The following is a 1368-nucleotide window of genomic DNA, read 5'->3' as shown; positions in this document are numbered from 1 at the left end:
TCACGCCGATGTGTTGAGATCTGTGGGTCGGAAGTAGTGGTTTCGGTGGGGTTTTTGTCCCGGGTCAAGGTGTGGGGGCGGGATGAACCAGGGGATGCCGGTGCGGATCTGGATGGTCCATTGTTCTTTGTGGATGATGTGGTGGTGGTGGGAGCAGAGCAGTACGCCGTTCTCCGTGCTCGTGGTTCCGCCGCGGGACCAGTAGGTGATGTGGTGGGCTTCGCACCAGGGGGCGGGGATGGTGCAGCCGGGGAAGGCGCAGCCCTGGTCGCGGGCGGTGATGGCTTTGCGGATGTGTGGCGGGAAGATTCTCGAGGCTCTCCCGATGTCCAGGATCCGGCCTTCCCCGCCGAGCAGGACCGGGATGATATCCGCGTCACAGGCGATTTTCCGCGCCGTGGAGGCGGTGACGGGTCCGGTGAAGAGCAGGGTTCCGGTGTGTTCCGCGGTGTGTTCCGTAGGCCGGCCGGGGGAGGTGGGACTGTAGGGGCCGGGGCCGGCGGAGGTGGTTTGCAGGTCGGCGTTGCCGTTGCCGTTGCCGTTGCCGTTGCCGTTGCCGTCGGTGGTCGCGAGCCGGGCCAGCAGGTCCCGGTAGTCGATGGTGACCATGACCTGCGGGCGGAGTCCGCCGGCGGCGGGCAGTGAGCCGGTGGCGAGGGCAACTTTGCAGGCACCGATGAGGCCGTCGAGGAGCTTCTGTGCCCGTGAGCGGAGGTCCAGGCGCGCCGTGCCGGGGTCGTCCTCCGGGGTGCCGGCGGCGGGTGCCACGCCGGCGGACGCCCAGGTACCCGTGGGCGTTGACAGCCCGGCCGCGCCGGACACTGTTGCCGGTACCGCGGCGGCGCGGCTGTCCGCTGCGGCAAGCCCTGAACCGGTAGCCGAACCTGCTGCCGAAGCCGCACCGGGGCCGGAATCCGAACCGGGGTCGGAATCCGCACCGGGGCCGGAATCCGAACCGGGGCCCGAACCGGTCCCGGCTGGCTGGGCGCAGGATGTCTGGGTGGCGCCGGTGCGGGGGTTCGTGGCGGTGTTCATGACTGTGAGGAGGTGTTCGAATTGTTCGGTGGTCGCGAAGATCTCGACGTGGTGGAGGCCGTGGCGGGGTTTGCGGATGAAGGCGCCCTGGAGTTGGCGCAGGAGTTCCTCGGAGGGTTCGGCGCCGTCCTGGTCCAGGGCATCGGTCCAGCCCCGGGCCACGCGGACCAGGAAGTCCGGGTCGTTCTCGGCGGCGGTGCGGGTCAGGGCGTGCTCCATCCGGGCCGCGGCCGCGGCGTTGCAGGTGTGCCGGACACGGTCCAGGGCCACGGCGATGATGGTCCCGGCCCGGGATGCGATTTCTCCGGCGGCGACGGCGGAGCCGAGTTCCTG

1 protein-coding gene is annotated in these 1368 nt (G+C 70.0%); it reads right to left on the bottom strand.

Features of this window, described 5'->3' with window-relative positions; all coding sequences use genetic code 11:
* Positions 1–1368 (bottom strand): HNH endonuclease signature motif containing protein (locus AC50X6_RS18700; protein ID WP_494967633.1); only part of this gene is annotated, 1368 nt, incomplete at its 5' end.

The organism is Pseudarthrobacter sp. HLT1-7, assembly GCF_059383435.1.
This window is presented reverse-complemented; position numbering and strand designations above follow the sequence as displayed.